Source organism: Pseudomonas sp. Emmai, from assembly GCF_055179735.1.
In genome coordinates this window covers 7,025,931-7,045,509 of sequence record NZ_CM143685.1, presented here as the reverse complement: position 1 = coordinate 7,045,509, position 19,579 = coordinate 7,025,931, and the positions used below count along the sequence as shown (strand labels likewise).

The window sequence follows — 19,579 nt, the reverse complement described above, 5'->3', positions numbered from 1 at the left end:
ACGCTCGCCTGCCAGCGCGGGCTCAGGAGTCTGCCGTGAGCTTTACCCCCGCCAACCGTTTGTTTCCTGCTACCCGCCTGCGTCGCAACCGTCGTGATGAATTCTCGCGTCGACTGGTCCGTGAAAACGTCCTGACCGTCGATGACCTGATCCTGCCGGTGTTCGTGCTGGACGGTGAAAACCGTCGCGAAGCGGTGGCGTCGATGCCGGGCGTGGAACGCCTGACCATCGATCTGTTGCTGGAAGAAGCGGCGAAGTGGGTCGAGCTGGGGATTCCGGCAGTGGCGCTGTTCCCGGTCACGCCACCAGAACTCAAGTCGTTGGACGCCGCCGAAGCCTGGAACCCGGACGGCATCGCCCAGCGCGCCACCCGCGCCCTGCGTGATCGCTTCCCGGAACTGGGTGTTATCACCGACGTCGCCCTGGACCCGTTCACCACCCACGGCCAGGACGGTATCCTCGACGAAGAAGGCTACGTGCAGAACGACATCACCGTCGATGCGCTGGTCAAACAGGCGCTGTCCCACGCCGCAGCCGGCGCCCAGGTGGTGGCCCCGTCGGACATGATGGACGGGCGTATCCAGGCGATCCGCGAAGCCCTTGAGCTGGCCGATCACGTCAATGTGCGGATCATGGCTTACTCGGCGAAGTACGCCAGCGCCTATTATGGCCCGTTCCGCGATGCAGTCGGTTCGGCGCTGAACCTGGGCAAGGCCAACAAGGCCTCCTATCAGATGGACCCGGCCAACGGCAACGAAGCCCTGCACGAAGTGGCGGCGGACTTGTCAGAAGGCGCGGATATGGTCATGGTCAAGCCAGGCATGCCGTATCTGGACATCCTTTACCGGGTCAAAGAAGAATTCAAAGTGCCGACGTTTGTTTACCAAGTCAGCGGCGAATACGCCATGCACATGGCGGCGATCCAGAATGGCTGGTTGAGCGAAGGGGTTATTCTCGAATCCCTGACCGCTTTTAAACGTGCAGGCGCAGATGGCATCCTCACTTACTTTGCCGTGCGCGCTGCCCAATTGTTACGAGAGCAAAAATAAGCCCTCCCAGGAACATTCCATGAATACCGAAGGACTCACTGAAGTTGCCGTAAAAGAGGCTCAGCCCGTGGTGGAGCAAATCGACGAAACCCCGCCGGACGTAGAGCCAGCTCCCGCCGCGGTGGTGACCGAACCCGCCGTCGCGGCGCCGGCGATTGCCATCCCCGGCCTGGATGACAGCAGCCTGTACATCCATCGCGAGCTCTCGCAACTGCAGTTCAACATCCGCGTGCTGGAACAGGCGCTGGATGAGTCCTACCCGTTGCTGGAGCGGCTGAAATTCCTGCTGATCTTCTCCAGCAACCTGGACGAGTTCTTCGAGATTCGCGTGGCCGGCCTGAAGAAGCAGATCACCTTCGCCCGTGAACAGGCCGGCGCCGATGGTCTGCAACCGCATCAGGCCCTGGCCCGGATCAGCGAACTGGTGCACGGTCACGTCGACCGCCAGTACGCGATCCTCAACGACATTCTGTTGCCGGAACTGGAGAAACATCAGGTCCGCTTCATCCGTCGTCGTCACTGGACGACCAAGATCAAAACCTGGGTCCGTCGTTATTTCCGCGACGAGATCGCGCCGATCATCACCCCGATCGGCCTGGACCCGACGCACCCGTTCCCGTTGCTGGTGAACAAGAGCCTGAACTTCATCGTCGAGCTGGAAGGCATCGATGCCTTCGGTCGCGACTCCGGTCTGGCGATCATCCCGGCGCCACGTCTGCTGCCGCGCGTCATCAAGTTGCCGGAAGAGGTGGGCGGCGCAGGCGACAACTACGTGTTCCTGTCGTCGATGATCCATGCGCACGCCGATGACCTGTTCCAGGGCATGAAGGTCAAGGGCTGCTACCAGTTCCGTCTGACCCGAAACGCCGACCTCGCCGTCGACACCGAAGACGTGGAAGACCTGGCCCGCGCCCTGCGCGGCGAGTTGTTCTCCCGTCGCTACGGTGACGCGGTGCGTCTGGAAGTCGCCGACACCTGTCCGAAACACCTGTCCGACTACTTGCTCAAGCAGTTCAACCTGCACGAGACCGAGCTGTATCAGGTCAATGGTCCGGTCAACCTGACCCGCCTGTTCAGCATCACCGGTCTGGACAGTCAGCGAGCGCTGCAATACACGCCGTTCACCCCGCAGATCCCGAAACTGCTGCAAAACAGCGAGAACATCTTCAGCGTGATCAGTAAGCAGGACATCCTGCTGCTGCACCCGTTCGAGTCCTTCACTCCAGTGGTCGATCTGCTGCGCCAGGCGGCCAAGGACCCGCATGTATTGGCGGTCCGTCAGACCCTGTACCGCTCCGGCGCCAACTCGGAAATCGTCGATGCACTGGTCGACGCGGCGCGTAACGGCAAGGAAGTCACCGCGGTGATCGAATTGCGTGCGCGGTTCGACGAAGAGTCCAACCTGCAACTGGCCAGCCGTCTGCAAGCGGCCGGTGCGGTGGTGATTTACGGCGTGGTCGGCTTCAAGACCCACGCCAAGATGATGCTGATCCTGCGTCGCGAGGCCGGCGAAATCGTGCGTTACGCGCACTTGGGCACCGGCAACTACCACGCGGCCAACGCCCGTCTGTACACCGACTACAGCTTGCTGACCTCCGACGACGCCTTGTGCGAAGACGTCGGCAAACTGTTCAGCCAGTTGATCGGCATGGGCAAGACCCTGCGCATGAAGAAGTTGCTGCACGCGCCGTTCACGCTGAAGAAGGGCATGCTCGACATGATTGCCCGGGAAACCCAGTTCGCCCTCGACGGCAAACCGGCGCACATCATTGCCAAGTTCAACTCGCTGACCGATCCGAAGATCATCCGCGCGCTGTACAAGGCCAGTCAGTCGGGTGTGCGCATCGATCTGGTGGTGCGCGGCATGTGCTGCCTGCGTCCGGGCATCGCCGGGGTATCGCACAACATCCACGTGCGCTCGATCATCGGCCGCTTCCTGGAACACACCCGGGTGTTCTACTTCCTCAACGGCGGCGAAGAGCAGATGTTCCTCTCCAGCGCCGACTGGATGGAGCGCAACCTCGATAAGCGCGTCGAGACGTGCTTCCCGGTGGAAGGCAAGAAGCTGATCATGCGGGTCAAGAAAGAGCTGGAGCTTTATCTGACCGATAACACGCATAGCTGGAGCTTGCAGGCGGACGGGCGCTACATCCGCAACACCCCGACCGGCAACCAGAACCCGCGCAGTGCCCAGGCGACGTTGCTGGAGCGGTTGGGGAGTCCGATTCTGGCGGTTCGCTAACGCGCAAAACCCTGTGGGAGGGAGTCGCCTGCCGAATGGCAGGCATAAAAAAGGCCTTCCGAAGAAGGCCTTTTTCAATTTCAGTGCACGTTTCAGCGCACGTTCAGAGTGAACCCGACGCGCGTCAGCCATTCCGCTTCCAGGGCGAAGTCGGCCTGGGTCAGCTGGTTTTCGTCCAGCCAGTTTTCCGGGAACAACACATCGAGGCTGTCGCCGTTGGCGCGCAGGATGACCTGAGGCATTTCCTGGGTGCCGCGGATGTGGTGGAACAGGATCGCAAAGCGCAGCAGCACGCACAGGCGAATCAGCTTGCTGCCATCGCTGCCGAACTCGGCAAATTTGTCCTTGGGGATATTGCGGCGGTGACCGCGTACCAGCAGCGCGAGCATTTGCTGGTCTTCGCGAGAGAAGCCGGCCAGGTCCGAGTGCTCGATCAGGTAGGCGCCGTGCTTGTGGTAGTGATAGTGGGCGATGTCCAGGCCGACTTCATGGACCTTGGCGGCCCAGCCCAGCAGTTCGCGCCAGACGCCGTCGTCCAGGTCCCAGTCTTCGGCCACTTGATCGAAGGCATGCAGGGCCTTGCGTTCAACCCGCGCCGCTTGTTCCAGATCGACGTGATAACGCTCCATCAACGAGCTGAGGGTGCGCTCACGGACGTCTTCGTGATGATGACGGCCCAGCAGGTCGTAGAGCACGCCTTCACGCAGGGCGCCTTCACAGTGGTCCATGCGTTGCAGTTCGAGGGCGTCGAAGATCGCTTCGAGAATCGCCAGGCCGGCCGGGAAGATTGCGCGGCGGTCGGGCTTGATGCCCTCGAAGTCGATTTTTTCGACATCACCCAGCTTCATCAATTTGCGCTTGAGCCAGGCCAGGCCCTGGGCGTTCACTTCGCCGGTGCCGTGCCCGCCAGCCTTCAGCGCCAGGCCGATGGCGCGGATGGTGCCCGAGGAGCCGATGGCTTCATCCCAGGTCAGGCGGTGCAGGGCGTGCTCGATGCTCATGATCTCCAACCGTGCCGCGGTGTACGCCTGGGCGTAACGGGCCGGGGTGACCTTGCCATCTTTGAAGTAACGCTGGGTGTAGCTGACGCAACCCATTTGCAGGCTTTCGCGCAGCAGCGGCTCGAAGCGCTGGCCGATGATGAATTCGGTACTGCCACCGCCGATGTCGGCCACCAGGCGCTTGCCCGGGGTGTCGGCGAGGGTGTGGGAGACGCCGAGGTAGATCAGGCGAGCTTCTTCACGGCCGGAGATGACTTCCACCGGGTGGCCGAGGATTTCTTCGGCGCGGCGGATGAATTCGCCACGGTTGCGGGCTTCACGCAGGGCGTTGGTGCCAACGATGCGCACGGCGCCGGGGGGCATACCGTTGATCAGTTGGGCAAAACGCTTGAGGCAATCAAGCCCGCGCTGCATGGATTCTTCGTTGAGCTGGCGCTCGTCGTCGATGCCGGCGGCCAGTTGGACCTTTTCGCCGAGGCGCTCAAGAATACGGATTTCGCCGTTCTGGGCCTTGGCCACGACCATGTGAAAGCTGTTGGAGCCCAGGTCGATTGCGGCGATCAGGGACAGATTCTTGGCTTGGGATTGCGGCATGGTCAGGGGGTCTCGGTCGATAACCCCGACATCGTGCCACGATCAAACGCTGACGCCAACGCGTACGGCGCAAAGCCTTGATCCAGAGCACCCGAGTCCGATCGTTCCCACGCTCCGCGTAGGAATGCCTCAAGGGACGCTCTGCGTTCCAGTGGGACGCGGAGCGTCCCGGGCTGTATTCCCACGCGGGAGCGTGGGAACGATCGTTAACCGGCGGCTTCAACCGTGCCGATAAAATTCGCCAGCTCCGCCGTTTGCGGATTGGCGAACAACAGCTTCGGATCCCCCACCTCATGCACCTTGCCCTGATGCATGAACACCAACTTATCCCCCACCTCCCGGGCAAAACGCATCTCGTGGGTGACCATGATCAACGTCATGCCTTCCTTGGCCAGTTGCCGGACCACGCTCAGCACTTCATTGACCAGTTCCGGGTCCAGCGCCGAGGTGATCTCGTCGCACAGCAACACCTTGGGCGACATCGCCAGGGCCCGGGCAATCGCCACGCGCTGTTGCTGGCCGCCGGACAGTCGATCCGGGAACGCATCAAATTTTTCCCCCAGGCCGACCCGTTCCAGCATCGCTTTTGCCAGCTCTTTAGCTTTCGCCTTGGGCACTTTCTGCACTACCTGCGGCGCGAGCATCACGTTCTCGCCCACGGTCAGGTGCGGAAACAGGTTGAACTGCTGGAACACCATCCCGACCTTCTGCCGCAAGCTGCGCAGGTCGGCGCGGGCGGCGTCGAGGTATTCGCCGTCGACTTCGATCACGCCGTCGTTGATCGACTCCAAACCATTCAAGGTACGGAGCAAGGTGGATTTGCCCGAGCCACTGCGACCGATGATCGCCACCACCTGGCCTTCCTCGACACTCAGGTCGATGCCTTTGAGCACATGGTGGTCGCCGTAATATTTATGCAGGGCCGAAATTCTAAGCAGAGGCATGCAGTCTCCTTTCCAGGTAGCGCGCACTGAGGGACAAGGGGTAGCAGAGCAAAAAGTAACCAAGGGCGACCAGGCCGTAGACCATGAACGGTTCAAACGTGGCGTTGGCCAACATGCCGCCGGTCTTGGTCAGTTCGGTGAAGCCGATGATCGAGGTGACGGCGGTGCCTTTGACCACTTGCACCGAGAAACCCACGGTCGGCGCCACGGCGATGCGCAGGGCTTGCGGCAGGATCACGTAGCGCAATTGCTCCAGTGGGTTCAGCGCCAGGCTCGATGAGGCTTCCCACTGGCCATTGGGGATCGAATCGACGCAACCGCGCCAGATCTCCGCGAGATAGGCGCTGGTGAACAACGTCAATGCCACCGCCGCCGCCATCCACGGCGAAATCTCCACCCCGGCCAACGCCACGCCGAAGAACACCAGGAACAGCTGCATCAGCAGCGGCGTGCCCTGGAACAGTTCGATGTAGGTGCGGGCGAAGCTGCGGGGAAAGGTCTTTTTCGAGATGCGCATGACCATGACCAGCAAACCAATCACGCCACCGCCGATAAACGCCACCAGCGACAACGCCAGGGTCCATTGCAGGCCCGTGAGCAGGTTGCGCACCACGTCCCAGAAGGTGAAATCGCTCATTGGCTGCTCCGTGAAATGTAGCGCCGGCCAATCCAGTTCAATAGCTGGCGAATCATCAGCGCCATGCACAGGTAGATCAGCGTGGTCAGGGCGTAGGTTTCAAAGGCGCGGAAGTTGCGCGACTGAATGAAGTTGGCGGCGAAGCTCAACTCTTCGGTGGCGATCTGCGAGCACACCGCCGAGCCGAGCATGACGATGATGATCTGGCTGCTCAGCGCCGGCCACACCTTGCCCAGCGCCGGCAGCAACACCACGTGGCGAAAGGCTTCGAAGCGGCTCATCGCCAACGCGGCGGCGGCTTCCAGCTGGCCACGGGGAATCGCTTGAATGCCGGCGCGAATGATTTCAGTCGAATAAGCCCCGAGGTTGATCACCATCGCCAGCACCGCCGCCTGCCATTCGGAAATCTGCACGCCGAGCGAAGGCAGGCCGAAGAAGATGAAAAACAACTGCACCAGGAACGGCGTGTTGCGGATCAACTCGACGTAGACCCCGAAGATTGCCGAGAACGGGCGGATGTTCCATGCCCGCACCAGCGCCCCGACAATGCCCAGGCCCACGCCGAACACGGCGCCGATGGCCGTCAGTTCAAGGGTGAACAGCGCACCGCGCAGCAACAGGTCGGTGTTTTGCACCACCGGTAGAAAATCGAACTGGTAAGCCATGTTTAGTCTCCTGCGCGGCGATCAGAGATCGGCCGGCAGCGGCTCTTTGAGCCAGGTCATGGCGTTCTTTTCCAGCGAACCGTCGGTCTTGGCGGTGGCGATGATCTGGTTGACCTTGTCCAGCAACGCCGCTTCGTTCTTGTTCACGCCGACGTAGACCGGCGAGTCCTTGAGCTTCACTTTCAGCGCCGGCACGCGTTTCGGGTTTTTCTCGCTGATCGCCACCATCACCACGTTGCCGCTGGCGATCAGGTCGACCTGGCCGGCGAGGTAGGCGGCGATGGTCGAGTTGTTGTCTTCGAAGCGCTTGATGGTCACGCCTTCGGGGGCGACTTTGGTCAGCTCGATGTCTTCGATGGCGCCACGGGTGACGCTGATGGTCTTGCCCTTGAGGTCGTCCAGAGTTTTGATCGCCGCGTCTGGCGGGCCGAACACGGCGAGGTAGAACGGTGCGTAGGCGCTGGAGAAGTCGATGACTTTCTCCCGCTCAGGGTTCTTGCCGAGGCTGGAAATCACCAAGTCGACCTTGCCGGTGGTCAGGAACGGAATGCGGTTGGTGCTGTTGACCGGGGTCAGTTCGAGTTTGACCTTGAGCTGGTCGGCCAGCAGTTTGGCGGTGTCGATGTCCAGGCCCCGGGGTTTCATGTCCGGGCCGACCGAGCCGAACGGCGGGAAGTCCTGGGGCACGGCGACCTTGAGGGTGCCGCGCTTGACCACATCCTCCAGACCGTCGGCGTGGGCGGGTGCCTGGCTCAGCATCAGGCTGGCAAACAGGGCGGCGAGGAGGGCGCTGTAACGCTGGGTCATGGCAAATCTCCGAATCGGCGGGAAGTTTTCTGCGATTCGACAGAGCACGGGGCATGCCAACATCGGGCTTCTGGGGCGGCAGGCCACGGGTTTGCTGGGGTTGCTCGGTCTTACTGGTCTGAACAGTCAGGTCCGGTTTCGCACCCCGATAGCGCACCGCCGTTGCTCGCCGAACCCCGGTGGGGCACGACTTGCCGGGCGCGGCGAATAGCTTTACAACTAGCCGCTCATTGGCCTGGTTCGTCCGAAAAACCATGAACTCGATCTCTCGCGCCGTACCTGAAGTGGCGCTGCAAGCCATCCGCAAACTGATCACCGAACAAGGCTTCGGGGCGGGGGATGCCTTGCCCTCGCAACGGGACCTGGCGGTGCAATTGGGGGTTAGCCGGGCGTCGTTGCGTGAGGCGTTGTCGTCCCTGAGTGCGCTGGGGGTGATCAGCATTCAACCGGGCAAGGGTGTGTTCGTGCAGGCGCCGGTGGAGTTGCCGCGAGGTGATGCGGCGGCCAGTTGGCCGTTCGCGGCCCAGGCTTCGCCGCTGGATATTTTTCAGTTGCGCTATGCCCTGGAAGGTTTTGCGGCGGGGCTGGCGGCGGTGACGTTGAGCACGTTTGATCTCGATGCCCTGGAAGACAACGTCGCCGCCATGCGTACCGAACTGAAGGCCGGCGACTTCGATGCCGCCGCTCGTTTGGACTTCGACTTTCATCGGCGCATCCTGCTGGCCAGCGGTAATCAGGCGATGCTGAGCATCCTCACCGCCAGCGCCGACATCTTTCTGGAGAGCCAGAAGCTACCGTTCATCCGGGCCGAGCGGGCCATGGAAACCTGGCAGGAGCACCGCAAGATCCTCCGCGCACTGGCGCGCCGGGCGTCCGGGGCGGCACAGAAGGCGATGCAGGAACATGTACGCAATGCCGCACTGCGCACCGGAATTGCCTTCGTCGCCCCCGCCACCTCCTGACTTGAGCTATACCCAAACTCATGCGCCACCATAGCGAGACTCAATCATCTGCACCTTCCTGAACGAGGGAAGGACGGCTATGATGGGCCACGTTTTTTTGCTTACAACCTGGAGACTTCCATGAGCAGCGATCTTATCAAACACGTTAGCGACGCTAGCTTCGAGGCCGACGTACTCAAGGCCGAAGGCGCTGTACTGGTCGACTACTGGGCTGAATGGTGCGGCCCTTGCAAAATGATCGCTCCTGTCCTGGACGAAATTGCTGAAACGTACAAAGGCAAGCTGACCATTGCCAAACTGAACATCGATGAAAACCAGGAAACCCCGGCCAAGCACGGCGTGCGCGGTATCCCGACCCTGATGCTGTTCAAGAACGGCAACGTGGAAGCGACCAAGGTTGGCGCGCTGTCCAAGTCGCAACTGGCTGCATTCCTCGACGCCAACATCTAAGTCGGCGACGTTGTAAGAAAAGCCCCGCATATTGCGGGGCTTTTTGCGTATTCAGGGCTAGACGCTCCGAAACTCAGGTGGTACATTCGGCCCCGCACTGGTTTCTCCACTGCCCCCTGCTAGCCGTCGCCGACGCACTCCTTTTCGAATAAGTACGCGATCCTGTCGCCTTCTCTGCGGCGCGGCCTCATTAAGCCAAAAGCTTAATTTCCCCCCTCCATAAATGATTACGTCATTCCTATATGAATCTGACTGAACTCAAGCAAAAGCCGATTACCGAACTGCTCGAATTGGCCGAACAGATGGGCATAGAAAATATGGCCCGTTCGCGCAAGCAGGACGTGATTTTCTCCCTGCTCAAAAAGCACGCGAAAAGCGGCGAGGAAATCTCCGGTGATGGCGTGCTGGAGATTCTCCAGGACGGCTTCGGCTTCCTCCGCTCTGCTGACGCTTCCTATCTCGCTGGCCCAGACGATATCTACGTCTCGCCGAGCCAGATCCGTCGCTTCAACTTGCGCACCGGTGACACCATCGTTGGCAAGATCCGCCCTCCCAAGGAAGGCGAGCGTTATTTCGCACTGCTCAAGGTCGACACGATCAACTACGATCGTCCCGAGAACGCGAAAAACAAGATTCTCTTCGAGAACCTGACCCCGCTGTTCCCGACCGTGCGCATGAAGATGGAAGCCGGCAACGGTTCCACCGAAGACTTGACCGGTCGTGTCATCGACCTGTGCGCCCCGATCGGCAAAGGCCAGCGCGGTCTGATCGTTGCACCGCCCAAAGCCGGTAAAACGATCATGCTGCAGAACATCGCAGCGAACATCGCACGTAACAATCCTGAAGTTCACCTGATCGTGCTGCTGATCGATGAGCGTCCGGAAGAAGTTACCGAAATGCAGCGCACCGTGCGCGGCGAAGTGGTTGCCTCGACGTTCGATGAGCCGCCAACCCGCCACGTGCAGGTTGCCGAAATGGTGATCGAGAAGGCCAAGCGCCTGGTCGAACACAAGAAAGACGTGGTGATCCTGCTCGACTCCATCACCCGTCTGGCTCGCGCCTACAACACCGTGATCCCGAGCTCCGGCAAAGTGCTCACCGGTGGTGTCGATGCCCACGCCCTGGAGAAACCGAAACGTTTCTTCGGCGCTGCACGGAACATCGAAGAGGGCGGCTCGCTGACCATCATCGCCACCGCGCTGGTTGAAACCGGCTCGAAAATGGACGAAGTGATCTACGAGGAATTCAAAGGCACCGGCAACATGGAACTGCCTCTGGATCGCCGCATCGCTGAAAAACGCGTGTTCCCGGCCATCAACATCAACCGTTCCGGCACCCGCCGCGAAGAGTTGCTGACCGCGGACGACGAGTTGCAGCGCATGTGGATCCTGCGCAAGCTGCTGCACCCGATGGACGAAATCGCTGCCATCGAGTTCCTGGTCGACAAGCTGAAAACGACCAAGACCAACGACGAGTTCTTCTTGTCGATGAAGCGTAAGTAAGACGGTTTTTTAACCGCTAAAAATGGCGTCCTTCGGGGCGCCATTTTTTTTGCAAAAAAAAAAGGAAGGATTACGACTAGGGTTGGTCAGTACTGAAACGAAATGGGTCGACGAACCCAGAACTTCAATCTGACTGGCATTTTCTGTTTATGAGCACTCTTGCTTATCGAAGGGATATTGACGGCTTGCGGGCAATCGCCGTGATCGCGGTCGTGTTGTTCCATTTTGGCGTTCCTGGCTTTACCGGCGGCTTTGTCGGTGTCGACGTGTTCTTTGTGATATCCGGTTACCTGATTACTTCGATCATCTGGAACCAGCGCCAGGCCGGGCGTTTCAGCTTTGTCGATTTCTGGGCGCGACGTGCCCGGCGGATCCTGCCGGCGCTGTTTGTGATGATTGCTGCGGTGCTGGCGGTGGGCTGGTTCCTGATGGCACCCAAGGACTATGAAGAGCTGGGGCGCTCGGTGCGCTACCAGGTGATGTTCGTCTCCAACATCCTGTTCATGCGCCAGGACGGTTACTTCGATGTGGCGTCCGACCTCAAGCCATTGCTGCACACGTGGTCGCTGGCGGTTGAAGAGCAGTTCTACATTGTCTTCCCGCTGCTGCTGACCTTGTTGTCGAGCCGCCTCAAGCATTGGCGGCTGGCGTTGTTCGGTGTGTTGCTGGTGTCGTTCGGGCTCAGCGTCTGGGCCGTGGCGCACCACCCTGAGAAAGCCTTTTTTCTGTTGCCGATGCGTGCTTGGGAGCTATTGGCTGGCGCGATGCTGGCGGTCGCGCCACGCGGTCACTGGCGCCTGACGGCGACCGGCGCTCAAGTCGTCAGCCTGTTTGGCTTCGGGCTGATTCTGCTGGCGGTGTTCGCCTTCGATAAAAGCACGCCATTCCCCGGCGCGGCGGCGTTGTTGCCGACCCTCGGCGTGGTCACGTTGATCTGGGCCAATGGTCATAGGCAAACGCTGGTCGGTGGACTGCTGGCCAGTCGTGTGCTGGTCGGCCTCGGCCTGATTTCCTATTCCTGGTACCTGTGGCATTGGCCGGTCTTTGTCTTCGCCAGCTATGCCAGTGTCGAGGAGCCGGGGCTGGTGGATACCGCCGGTTTGATTCTGCTCACGCTGCTGCTCGGTTACCTGTCGTGGCGGTTTGTCGAGACACCGTTCCGCGAGCGCCGCTTGTTGGCCGGACGCCGGCAGATCCTGATCGCGGCCGGTTGCGGTGTGCTGGTCCTCGGTCTGGCCGGTCAAGCGCTGCGCTGGACCGATGGCTTGCCTTCGCGCCTGTCTGATCAAGCTTTGCAATACGCCAAAGGCAAGGAGTGGCGGCCCGAACTGATGCGCTGCCTGGCCGATGACAAGACCCCTGACGACAAGCTCTTTTGTCATTACGGGAAGCTTGCACCGAGCTCTACAAAGGCCTTGGTCTGGGGCGACAGTCACGCCACGGCGCTGATTCCGGTGTTCGATGATGGCGCGCAAAAGCATGGTGTCAGCGTGATTCTCGCCAGTTCTCCCGGCTGCATTCCGGTTGAAGGGCTTGAACACGATCAGCGATGTGCCCGTTTCAATCGTCGGGTCGAAGGGGCGTTGAAGCCGCAAGCAGTGGGCGACGTGGTGCTGGTCGCGCGTTGGAGCCTGTATCTCTATGGCGATGTGAAAGGCGATCTCGGGCACGTGCTGCGCGATACCCATGGCCGTTATGACCGCGCCACCGCCGAGCAACGCCTGGCTGACGGCTTGCAGGCGACCGTCCGGCAACTGCGTGAGGGCGGGCATCGCGTCTGGCTGGTCAAGGAGGTGCCGTTGCAGCAGTTCAGCCCGCCATATCGCCTGACGCGCCTGGCCATGTTGCATCGGCCGACGGATGACGTGGGTCTGGCGGTGACCGAACACTTCAAGCGCCAGGCGTTCATCAGCCAGTTGTTCGCGCAAATAGCCGCTGCCAATTCGGGGGTGAGCGTGGTGGACCCGGCGCCGTTGCTGTGTGATGACGCGGGACTTTGCCGGGTCGAGCGCGACGGCCATTCGCTGTATACCGACGACAATCACCTGTCGGAGATCGGCGCACGGTTCGTGGCGCCGGTGCTTGAGCCACTGTTCAAGCGCTTGCAGGCCCAGGCCACACTCGGCAATGGCAACGTGAATGCGGCCAAGTAAGCAGCGATAAGCTGCCAGCGGCCGGCAGAGCAGGTAGGATGTACGCCTATTTTACGGGTGCCATCATCAATGAAATTCAAGGACCTTCGGGATTTCGTGCAGCAGCTTGAGCAGCGCGGAGAGTTGAAACGCATCCAGATCCCTGTCTCTCCAGTGCTGGAGATGACTGAAGTCTGTGATCGCACGCTGCGGGCCAAAGGCCCGGCGCTGCTGTTCGAGAACCCTACCGGCTACGACATCCCGGTCCTCGGCAACCTGTTCGGCACCCCCGAGCGGGTGGCCATGGGCATGGGCGCTGAGGCCGTCAGCGAGCTGCGCGAGATCGGCAAGTTGCTGGCGTTCCTCAAGGAACCCGAGCCGCCGAAGGGCTTGAAGGATGCGTGGTCCAAGCTGCCGATCTTCCGCAAGATCATCGCCATGGCGCCGAAAGTGGTCAAAGACGCGGTGTGCCAGGAAGTGGTCATCGAAGGCGACGACGTCGACCTGGCGATGCTGCCGGTGCAGACCTGCTGGCCTGGCGACGTCGGCCCGCTGATCACCTGGGGCCTGACCGTCACCAAAGGCCCGAACAAGGACCGGCAGAACCTCGGCATCTACCGTCAGCAAGTGATCGGCCGCAACAAGGTCATCATGCGTTGGCTGAGCCACCGTGGCGGCGCGCTGGATTACCGCGAGTGGTGCGAGAAGCACCCCGGCCAGCCGTTCCCGGTGTCCGTGGCGTTGGGCGCTGACCCGGCGACCATCCTCGGCGCCGTAACGCCGGTGCCGGACAGCCTCTCCGAATACGCCTTCGCCGGTCTGCTGCGGGGTAACCGCACCGAACTGGTGAAGTGCCGTGGCAACGACCTGCAAGTGCCGGCCACCGCCGAAATCATTCTGGAAGGCGTGATCCATCCGGGCGAAATGGCCGACGAAGGCCCGTACGGCGACCACACCGGTTACTACAACGAAGTCGACAGCTTCCCGGTGTTCACCGTCGAACGCATTACCCACCGGATCAAACCGATCTACCACAGCACCTACACCGGCCGTCCACCGGATGAACCGGCGATTCTCGGTGTGGCGCTGAACGAAGTGTTCGTGCCGATCCTGCAGAAGCAGTTCCCGGAAATCACCGACTTCTACCTGCCGCCCGAAGGCTGCTCGTACCGCATGGCCATCGTGACCATGAAGAAGTCGTATCCGGGCCATGCCAAGCGGGTAATGCTCGGTGTCTGGTCGTTTTTGCGACAGTTCATGTACACCAAGTTCGTTATCGTCACTGATGACGATATCAACGCGCGGGACTGGAACGACGTGATCTGGGCCATTACCACGCGCATGGACCCCAAGCGCGACACGGTGATGATCGACAACACGCCGATCGACTACCTCGACTTCGCCTCGCCGGTGTCCGGCCTGGGGTCGAAGATGGGGCTCGATGCCACGCATAAATGGCCGGGCGAAACCACTCGCGAGTGGGGCCGGGTGATCGTCAAGGATGAAGCCGTGACAAAACGGATCGATGCCATCTGGAATCAGTTAGGAATAGATTGATGCGTGTAACCTTGCAGCCCTCCGGAGCAGTGCTAGAGATATTGCCCGGCGAGCGGATTCTCGATGGCGCGCGGCGCTTGGGCTATGAATGCCCGCAAAGCTGTCGCAACGGCAATTGCCACGTCTGCGCGGCGTTGCTGGTGGAAGGCCGGGTTGAACAGGCCGGCCATGTGCGGGACCACGGCGAGTTCTACACTTGCATAGCTGAGCCGCTGGAAGACTGCATCGTGCTGTGGGATGGCGTGCTCGCGCTGGGAGAACTGCCGGTGCGCAGCTTGTCGTGTCAGGTTATTGAATGCAGGGACGTCGGCGGGGATACCTTTCGGGTGCACCTGCGGGCGCCGGCCGGCAAGCCGCCGCGCTATCACGCCGGTCAGTATTTGATGATCGAGCGAGAGAACGGCGAGAAGTCCGCGTTCTCCCTGGCCTCGGCACCCCATGCCGGGCGCGACCTGGAAATCCATGTGCTGGCGCGCGAAAGCAGTGCGCTGAGCCTGATCGATCAGCTGCAACGCAATGCCATGGTGCGCATCGAGATGCCGTTCGGCGACACCCACCTGGCCGAGTTGCCGGACGGGCCGCTGGTGCTGATCGCCGCGGGTACCGGCATGGGCCAGATTCACAGCCTGATCGAACATTGCCGCGCCACCGGGTTCAAGCACCCGGTGCATCTGTATTGGGGCGTGCGGCGTCCTGAAGACTTTTATGAAATAGAACACTGGGACGAATGGCTGAAACTGCCCAATCTGTTCCTGCATAAAGTCGTCAGCGATCAATGCGGCTGGGAAGGGCGCTGCGGCATGTTGCATGAGGCGGTGTGCGAGGATTTCCCGGATCTGAAGGCGCTGCATGTTTACGCCAGCGGTTCTCCGGCGATGGTCTACGGCACGCTGGATGCGTTGGTTGAAGCGGGGATGGATGCGCATCAGATGCGTGCCGACGTGTTTGCCTACGCGCCGCGATCTTAATCGTTATAACTCCCTATATAGCCGATCGGTATTTATAGATTTATATAAATACCGGTAGGTTATATGTCATATGGGCAATTATTTAAGAACTGTGCCATGGCACTTAAATTGCCTTAAAACATATGTGCCTTATTGTTACAGCGGTGCGTTCTATTAAGTAATTCTTTATCCGCGGGGAGCTGAACGCTATTCGCCATGAGCGCCATTGAATCTGCTTTTCTGAATTTGCCTTACCCTCCGCGGCTCGATCTGGGGCCGCAGCTTACGCACGAACAATTGCTCAGCTCGATGCAATCGACCATGGCGCGCCACAAGGGTGGGCCGGTCTGGCTGTTCGCGTACGGCTCGCTGATCTGGCGCCCTGAATGCCCGGCGGTGGAGCGAGTGCGCGGTCGGGTTCATGGCTACCATCGCGGTTTGTACCTGTGGTCCCACGAACATCGCGGTACGCCGGAAGTGCCGGGCCTGGTATTTGGCCTGGATCGCGGCGGCTCTTGCAGCGGTTTTGCCTATCGCCTTCCCGAAGAACAACTCGAAGCCTCGCTCTACGCCTTGTGGCAGCGCGAAATGCCATTCCCGTCCTATCGCCCACATTGGCTCAACTGCCGTCTTGAAGACGGAAGCCAGGTTCAGGCCTTGGGATTTGTTTTGGAACGGCACCTGCCCAGCTATGCCGGCAACCTGCCGGATCACGTGCTGAGCCAGGTGTTCGAAAGCGCTTGCGGGCGGTACGGCACCACTCGCGATTACGTCGAGCAGACCGCCAACGCCCTGCGTAGCCACGCCATGCCAGACCGGAATCTGGAGGCGCGGCTCAAGCGTTGTCAATCAAAGTCGGATCAGGCGATTGCTTCTTCGCGGGTCTGACTGGCGCTTTGTTTGTGCCCCAGCGTGGGAGCCAGGAAAGCCATCGCCAGCAAACAAGCAGCGACCAGCAGGATGAAGCCGCCATCCCAGCCGAAATAGTCCACGGTGTAGCCCATCAGCGCACTGGCCGCGACTGACCCGCCCAGGTAACCGAACAGGCCGGTAAAGCCCGCGGCGGTACCGGCGGCCTTCTTCGGCACCAGTTCCAGCGCTTGCAAACCCACCAGCATCACCGGACCGTAGATCAGGAAGCCGATCGCGAACAGCGAGATCATGTCGATCATCGGGTTGCCCGGCGGGTTCAGCCAATACACGATCGTCGCCACGGTCACCAACCCCATGAACACCATGCCGGTCAGGCCACGGTTGCCACGGAAGACTTTGTCCGACATCCAGCCACACAGCAGCGTGCCCGGAATGCCTGCCCACTCGTAGAGGAAATACGCCCAGGACGTTTTGTCGAAGTCGAAGTGCTTGACCTCTTTGAGGTAGGTCGGCGCCCAGTCGAGGATGCCGTAGCGCAGCAGGTAGACGAAGACGTTGGCCAGGGCGATAAGCCAGAGCATTTTGTTGCGCAGCACGTATTTGACGAAGATGTCCTTGGCGCTGAATTCTTCTTCGTGGCTGGCGTCGTAGCCTTCCGGGTAATCGTTCTTGTACTTCTCGATCGGCGGCAGGCCGGTCGATTGCGGCGTATCGCGCATCACAATGAAGGCAAATACCGCGACCAGCAGCGCCACGGCGGCCGGAACGTAGAACTTGCTGTGCCAGTCGTTGAACCAGCCCATGCCGAGAATCGCCAGTGGACCAATCAACCCGCCGCCGACGTTATGCGCGGTGTTCCAGACCGACACCACCTGGCCACGTTCTTTCTGCGACCACCAGTGCACCATGGTCCGGCCGCTCGGTGGCCAGCCCATGCCTTGTGCCCAGCCGTTGATGAACAACAGGGTGAACATCATCGTCACACTCGACGTCGCCCAGGGCGCGAAACCGAAAACGAACATGACCCCGGCCGACACGATCAGCCCGAAGGGCAGGAAGTAACGTGGGTTGGAGCGGTCGGACACAATGCCCATCAAAAATTTGGACAGACCGTAGGCGATCGCAATCGCCGACATCGCCACACCCAGTTGACCCTTTGTGTAGCCCTGGGCGATCAGGTCCGGGAAGGCCAGCGTGAAGTTTTTGCGCAGCAGGTAGTAACCCGCATAGCCAATAAAAATCCCGGCGAAGATCTGCCAGCGAAGGCGTTTATAGGTGTCGTCTATTTTTTCTTCAGGCAGGGGCGCCTGATGTGCGGCAGGTCGAAAGAAAGCAAACATTCAAGAGCTCCAAATTTCTTGTTTTGACTGCGGATGCGAATGTTACAGTTTCGTTACCGAAAATAGCACCGGTTCGCATTGGTCAAACAGCGGAAAAGTTGGAGATCGCGTGTTCCTTTATGAACATGTCGCTCAGGTGTAAGTGTAGGACGGTGTGGGAAAGGTTACTGGGTGAGCCGTTGTGCGCTTTTCAAGCCAGAGTCGTGCGGGGTTTTGGGAAATGTCCTTCAAATAAAGAAGAAGCGATCCGGACTCTGCCGCCCAGATCGCTTCACTCGGTTCAGCGAACCTGTACCACCACTTTCCCGACCGCTTTACGCTGGCCAAGATCATTGATCGCCTGAGCCGCTTCACCCAGTGGATACACCTGCGACACCAGCGGCTTCAACTTGCCCTCGGCAAACCAGCCAAATAGCTGCTGGAAGTTCGCCGCGTTGTCCTGGGGTTGGCGCTGGGCGAAGGAGCCCCAGAACACGCCGACCACCGCCGCGCCTTTGAGCAAGGCGAGGTTCACGGGGAATTCGGGGATGCGTCCGCTGGCAAAGCCGACCACCAGCAGGCGGCCGTTCCAGGCGATGGCGCGCACGGCCTGGTCGAACAGGTCGCCGCCGACCGGATCGTAGATCACGTCGGCGCCCTGGCCGTCGGTCAAGCGTTTGATTTCGTCCTTGAGACTGGTTTCGCTGTAGTTGATCAGCTCATCGGCGCCGGCAGCCTTGGCCACGGCGAGTTTTTCCGCGCTGCTGGCGGCGGCAATCACCCGGGCGCCCATGGCTTTGCCGATTTCTACGGCGGCCAGGCCGACACCGCCGGACGCGCCGAGCACCAGCAAGGTTTCACCCGGTTGCAGATTGGCCCGCTGCTTGAGGGCGTGCATCGAGGTGCCATAGGTCATGCTGAACGCGGCGGCGGTGTTGAAGTCCATCGACGGCGGGATCGGCAGCACGTTGTAGCCCGGCACCGCGACCTGCTCGGCAAAGCTGCCCCAACCGGTCAGGGCCATGACCCGGTCGCCGACCTTGAGATGGCTGACCTTTTCACCCACTGCACTGACCACGCCGGCCGCCTCACCGCCCGGCGAAAACGGGAAGGGCGGTTTGAACTGGTATTTGCCCTCGATGATCAGCGTGTCCGGAAAGTTGACCCCGGCGGCGTGCACGTCCAGCAGGATTTCGTTCTTCTTGGCGACAGGACTGGCGACGTCTTCCAGCACCAGCGATTCGGCGGGGCCGAAGGCTTTGCATAGCACGGCTTTCATCAGGGCTATTCCTTTGGGAGTGATGGCCGATAAGTGTAGGTGTGTGAGTCGACGGGTCAACGAGCATGCCCGGCCCTGATAGTCAGCCATAAGCTTGTGCTTGCGCGGCGGGTCGTTATGCTAGGCCGCAAACCGGATAAGGAGCGAATTGTGAAAGCGTGGATCATGTTGTTGCTGGCCCTGTCTCTGCCTTTGGCAGCAGTGGCTGAAGAAGCCGCCAAAGAAGGTGAGGCCCCAAAGGTCAACTACATCACCCTGAGCCCGCCGTTCGTGGGCAATTATGGGTTGGACGGCACGCCAAAGTTGAAGGTGTTCAAGGCTGACGTGGCGTTGCGGGTGACCGGTGAAGAGGCGACCAAAGCGGTCAAGGCCAACGAACCGTTGATTCGCAATCAACTGGTGGCGTTGTTCAGCCAGCAGACCACCGAGGCGATGAACAGCAATGAAGGCAAGGAAAAGCTGCGTCAGGAAGCCCTGAAGCAAACCCAGCAAGTGATGAACGACGAAACCGGCAAGCCGGTGGTTGAGGATCTGTTGTTCAACAACCTGATCATTCAATAGCGTCCCTGCTGCAAAGAGGCTTTTGTGGCGAGGGAGCTTGCTCCCGCTGGGCTGCGAA

The 19,579-nt window shown here is 60.5% G+C and carries 17 protein-coding genes; 10 read left to right on the top strand and 7 right to left on the bottom strand.

Going from position 1 to position 19,579, the window contains the following annotated elements:
* The first annotated feature begins 35 nt into the window (after positions 1-35).
* Entirely contained in the window at positions 36-1,049 is a 1,014-nt protein-coding gene (gene hemB, locus ACY4LX_RS32410) for a porphobilinogen synthase (RefSeq protein WP_149660213.1), read from the top strand.
* A 19-nt stretch (positions 1,050-1,068) separates the two neighbouring features.
* Positions 1,069-3,291 carry a polyphosphate kinase 1 gene (ppk1, locus tag ACY4LX_RS32405; protein ID WP_149660214.1) on the top strand — a complete coding sequence of 741 codons (2,223 nt, stop codon included), beginning with the start codon at positions 1,069-1,071 and terminating at the stop codon, positions 3,289-3,291.
* A 92-nt stretch (positions 3,292-3,383) separates the two neighbouring features.
* On the opposite strand, the gene ppx is transcribed toward ppk1, so the two are convergent.
* The 5 genes from ppx to ACY4LX_RS32380 form a co-directional block, all read right to left on the bottom strand.
* Positions 3,384-4,886, bottom strand: a complete 1,503-nt coding sequence (ppx, locus tag ACY4LX_RS32400; protein WP_149660215.1) for an exopolyphosphatase — start codon at positions 4,884-4,886, stop codon at positions 3,384-3,386.
* A gap of 206 nt (positions 4,887-5,092) precedes the next feature.
* Positions 5,093-5,830 carry an amino acid ABC transporter ATP-binding protein gene (locus ACY4LX_RS32395; RefSeq protein ID WP_463258804.1) on the bottom strand — a complete coding sequence of 246 codons (738 nt, stop codon included), beginning with the start codon at positions 5,828-5,830 and terminating at the stop codon, positions 5,093-5,095.
* Complete coding sequence (locus tag ACY4LX_RS32390; protein WP_123403923.1) at positions 5,817-6,467, bottom strand: amino acid ABC transporter permease; 651 nt, start codon at positions 6,465-6,467, stop codon at positions 5,817-5,819. Before ACY4LX_RS32390 ends, ACY4LX_RS32395 begins: the two co-directional genes overlap by 14 nt.
* Entirely contained in the window at positions 6,464-7,132 is a 669-nt protein-coding gene (locus ACY4LX_RS32385; protein WP_054044658.1) for an amino acid ABC transporter permease, read from the bottom strand. Before ACY4LX_RS32385 ends, ACY4LX_RS32390 begins: the two co-directional genes overlap by 4 nt.
* A 21-nt stretch (positions 7,133-7,153) precedes the next feature.
* Complete coding sequence (locus tag ACY4LX_RS32380; RefSeq protein WP_149660217.1) at positions 7,154-7,939, bottom strand: transporter substrate-binding domain-containing protein; 786 nt, start codon at positions 7,937-7,939, stop codon at positions 7,154-7,156.
* A gap of 254 nt (positions 7,940-8,193) precedes the next feature.
* On the opposite strand from ACY4LX_RS32380, the gene ACY4LX_RS32375 reads away from it, so the two are divergent.
* From ACY4LX_RS32375 to ACY4LX_RS32345, 7 genes are all read left to right on the top strand, one after another.
* Positions 8,194-8,901, top strand: a complete 708-nt coding sequence (locus ACY4LX_RS32375) for a FadR/GntR family transcriptional regulator (RefSeq protein WP_149660219.1) — start codon at positions 8,194-8,196, stop codon at positions 8,899-8,901.
* A gap of 120 nt (positions 8,902-9,021) precedes the next feature.
* Positions 9,022-9,351 (top strand): thioredoxin TrxA, encoded by a 330-nt coding sequence (gene trxA / locus ACY4LX_RS32370; RefSeq protein ID WP_003177349.1) that lies wholly within the window; start codon positions 9,022-9,024, stop codon positions 9,349-9,351.
* 242 nt (positions 9,352-9,593) lie between these two features.
* Complete coding sequence (rho, locus tag ACY4LX_RS32365; protein WP_007942421.1) at positions 9,594-10,853, top strand: transcription termination factor Rho; 1,260 nt, start codon at positions 9,594-9,596, stop codon at positions 10,851-10,853.
* 149 nt (positions 10,854-11,002) lie between these two features.
* Entirely contained in the window at positions 11,003-13,006 is a 2,004-nt protein-coding gene (locus ACY4LX_RS32360; RefSeq protein WP_463258803.1) for an acyltransferase family protein, read from the top strand.
* Positions 13,007-13,075: 69 nt separating this feature from the next.
* A complete protein-coding gene (gene ubiD, locus ACY4LX_RS32355; protein ID WP_149660221.1) occupies positions 13,076-14,542 on the top strand; it encodes a 4-hydroxy-3-polyprenylbenzoate decarboxylase in 1,467 nt (488 codons plus the stop codon).
* Positions 14,542-15,510: a CDP-6-deoxy-delta-3,4-glucoseen reductase gene (locus ACY4LX_RS32350; protein ID WP_149660222.1), complete on the top strand. Its 969-nt coding sequence runs from the start codon at positions 14,542-14,544 to the stop codon at positions 15,508-15,510. The genes ubiD and ACY4LX_RS32350 overlap by 1 nt, the downstream gene beginning before the upstream one ends.
* Before the next feature lie 195 nt (positions 15,511-15,705).
* Complete coding sequence (locus ACY4LX_RS32345) at positions 15,706-16,377, top strand: gamma-glutamylcyclotransferase (protein ID WP_463258802.1); 672 nt, start codon at positions 15,706-15,708, stop codon at positions 16,375-16,377.
* On the opposite strand, the gene glpT is transcribed toward ACY4LX_RS32345, so the two are convergent.
* Both glpT and ACY4LX_RS32335 read right to left on the bottom strand, forming a co-directional pair.
* A complete protein-coding gene (gene glpT / locus ACY4LX_RS32340) occupies positions 16,350-17,702 on the bottom strand; it encodes a glycerol-3-phosphate transporter (RefSeq protein WP_149660224.1) in 1,353 nt (450 codons plus the stop codon). The genes ACY4LX_RS32345 and glpT overlap by 28 nt on opposite strands.
* 280 nt (positions 17,703-17,982) lie before the next feature.
* Positions 17,983-18,960, bottom strand: coding sequence for an NADPH:quinone oxidoreductase family protein (locus ACY4LX_RS32335; protein WP_463258801.1), 978 nt, complete (start codon positions 18,958-18,960; stop codon positions 17,983-17,985).
* A 150-nt stretch (positions 18,961-19,110) separates the two neighbouring features.
* Between ACY4LX_RS32335 and ACY4LX_RS32330 the strand changes: the two genes are divergently transcribed.
* Entirely contained in the window at positions 19,111-19,521 is a 411-nt protein-coding gene (locus ACY4LX_RS32330; protein ID WP_463258800.1) for a flagellar basal body-associated protein FliL, read from the top strand.
* Positions 19,522-19,579: the final 58 nt, after the last annotated feature.

Excerpts from the sequence above, each read along its gene's own strand:
- ppk1 (WP_149660214.1), top strand. The coding sequence starts at position 1,069 with ATGAATACCGAAGGACTCACTGAAGTTGCCGTAAAAGAGGCTCAGCCC.
- ppx (WP_149660215.1), bottom strand. The coding sequence starts at position 4,886 with ATGCCGCAATCCCAAGCCAAGAATCTGTCCCTGATCGCCGCAATCGAC.
- ACY4LX_RS32395 (WP_463258804.1), bottom strand. The coding sequence starts at position 5,830 with ATGCCTCTGCTTAGAATTTCGGCCCTGCATAAATATTACGGCGACCAC.
- ACY4LX_RS32390 (WP_123403923.1), bottom strand. The coding sequence starts at position 6,467 with ATGAGCGATTTCACCTTCTGGGACGTGGTGCGCAACCTGCTCACGGGC.
- ACY4LX_RS32385 (WP_054044658.1), bottom strand. The coding sequence starts at position 7,132 with ATGGCTTACCAGTTCGATTTTCTACCGGTGGTGCAAAACACCGACCTG.
- ACY4LX_RS32380 (WP_149660217.1), bottom strand. The coding sequence starts at position 7,939 with ATGACCCAGCGTTACAGCGCCCTCCTCGCCGCCCTGTTTGCCAGCCTG.
- ACY4LX_RS32375 (WP_149660219.1), top strand. The coding sequence starts at position 8,194 with ATGAACTCGATCTCTCGCGCCGTACCTGAAGTGGCGCTGCAAGCCATC.
- trxA (WP_003177349.1), top strand. The coding sequence starts at position 9,022 with ATGAGCAGCGATCTTATCAAACACGTTAGCGACGCTAGCTTCGAGGCC.
- rho (WP_007942421.1), top strand. The coding sequence starts at position 9,594 with ATGAATCTGACTGAACTCAAGCAAAAGCCGATTACCGAACTGCTCGAA.
- ACY4LX_RS32360 (WP_463258803.1), top strand. The coding sequence starts at position 11,003 with ATGAGCACTCTTGCTTATCGAAGGGATATTGACGGCTTGCGGGCAATC.
- ubiD (WP_149660221.1), top strand. The coding sequence starts at position 13,076 with ATGAAATTCAAGGACCTTCGGGATTTCGTGCAGCAGCTTGAGCAGCGC.
- ACY4LX_RS32350 (WP_149660222.1), top strand. The coding sequence starts at position 14,542 with ATGCGTGTAACCTTGCAGCCCTCCGGAGCAGTGCTAGAGATATTGCCC.
- ACY4LX_RS32345 (WP_463258802.1), top strand. The coding sequence starts at position 15,706 with ATGAGCGCCATTGAATCTGCTTTTCTGAATTTGCCTTACCCTCCGCGG.
- glpT (WP_149660224.1), bottom strand. The coding sequence starts at position 17,702 with ATGTTTGCTTTCTTTCGACCTGCCGCACATCAGGCGCCCCTGCCTGAA.
- ACY4LX_RS32335 (WP_463258801.1), bottom strand. The coding sequence starts at position 18,960 with ATGAAAGCCGTGCTATGCAAAGCCTTCGGCCCCGCCGAATCGCTGGTG.